Annotated in this window: 1 protein-coding gene; it reads left to right on the top strand. The window is 69.2% G+C overall.

Going from position 1 to position 1,475, the window contains the following annotated elements:
- Window positions 1-67 precede the first annotated feature (67 nt).
- Window positions 68-1,366: an IS701 family transposase gene (locus tag ABEA81_RS42260; protein WP_425570888.1), complete on the top strand. Its 1,299-nt coding sequence runs from the start codon at window positions 68-70 to the stop codon at window positions 1,364-1,366.
- Window positions 1,367-1,475 lie beyond the last annotated feature (109 nt).

The raw sequence follows: 1,475 nt of genomic DNA, 5'->3' as shown, positions 1-1,475 counted from the left end.
CTAGTAGTACTTTGTTAGGTGTGTCGTTCCCGCTGATCCTGCCCGTTGTGTGATCTTGTTCTGATCCGTGACACCGGAGGAGATGGAGCAGGTGCGGCCGCGGTTGGAGGAGTTCGCGGCCGGGATGTTCGGTGGGCTGGCCCGGTCGGATCAGCGGGCCAAGGGTGAGTTGTATGTGCGTGGGCTGCTGCTGGATGGCAAGCGCAAGTCGATGCAGCCGATGGCGGCCAGGCTCGGGGTCGATCATCAGCAGTTGCAGCAGTTCGTGTCGTCCTCCACCTGGGACTATGCGGAGGTTCGCGGCAGGTTGGCCCGCTGGGCGCAGGCGTTCATCTCCCCGCGCGCGTTCGTCGTGGACGACACCGGCTACCCCAAGGACGGCGTGGCTTCGCCCGGGGTGGCGCGGATGTACTCCGGGTCGCTTGGCAAGGTCGGGAACTGCCAGATCGGGGTCAGCGTGCACGCGGTCACCGACTGGGCCTCGGCGGCGATCGACTGGCGACTGTTCCTGCCGAAGACCTGGGACGACACCGTCGCCGAGCACGCCGCCGATCCCGAGACGCGCGCGCAGATCCGGGTCCGACGGGCGCGCAGCAGGATCCCCGATGACGTGCGGCATGCCGAGAAGTGGCGCCAGGCCCTGGAGATGCTCGACGAGATCACCGGGCCCGCCGAGGTCGATGGCGAGCCGGCCGACGGTTGGGGACTGGACCGGTTGCCGGTGGTCGCCGACGCCGGCTACGGCGACGCCGCGGAGTTTCGGCTCGGCCTCGAGGCTCGTGGCTTCTCCTACGTGGTAGCAGTCAAGGCCACCACCAGCGCCTATCCGGCAGATGCCGAGCCGGTGACCCCGCCGTACTCCGGGCGCGGTCGTCCGCCGGAGGCGGCCTATCCCGAGGGGCCCTCCACGCTGGCCGCGCTCGCCCTGCAGGAGGGCCGCGGCGCGCTGCGGCGGGTCACCTGGCGCCACGGCAGCCGCAAGACCACCGGGAACCCGACCGCAGCGATGACCGGCCGCTTCCTGGCCCTGCGGGTCCGACCAGCCAACCGCAACATCCCCCGAGCACCCGACGGATCCCTGCCCGAATGCTGGCTGATCGCCGAATGGCCACCGGGCGAGCCCGAACCCACTGACTACTGGCTGTCCAACCTCCCGCCCGAGACCCCGCTGCGTGAGATGGTCGGGTTGGCGAAGATCCGCTGGCGCATCGAGCACGACTACCGCGAACTCAAAGACGGCCTCGGCCTGGACCACTTCGAAGGCCGCAGCTACCTCGGCTGGCACCGCCACGTCACCCTCACCGCACTCGCCCAGGCCTTCTGCACCAGCCTGCGCTACGACCCAAAAGCCCCTGCGCCGGCCTGACCCTCTACGCCGTCCTCCGCGAACTCCAGACCCTCCTCAGCATCTGGACCGGCGCATGCCACACCTGCAAACGCCCCTACCCCGCACCGACCTAACAAAGCCCTACTAG

The sequence above is a fragment of the Pseudonocardia adelaidensis genome, assembly GCF_039543345.1.
In the GTDB taxonomy this organism is placed as follows: Bacteria; Actinomycetota; Actinomycetes; order Mycobacteriales; family Pseudonocardiaceae; genus Pseudonocardia; species Pseudonocardia adelaidensis.
Note: the sequence above shows the minus strand (reverse complement) of the source record. Positions and strands in the feature narration are given on the sequence as shown.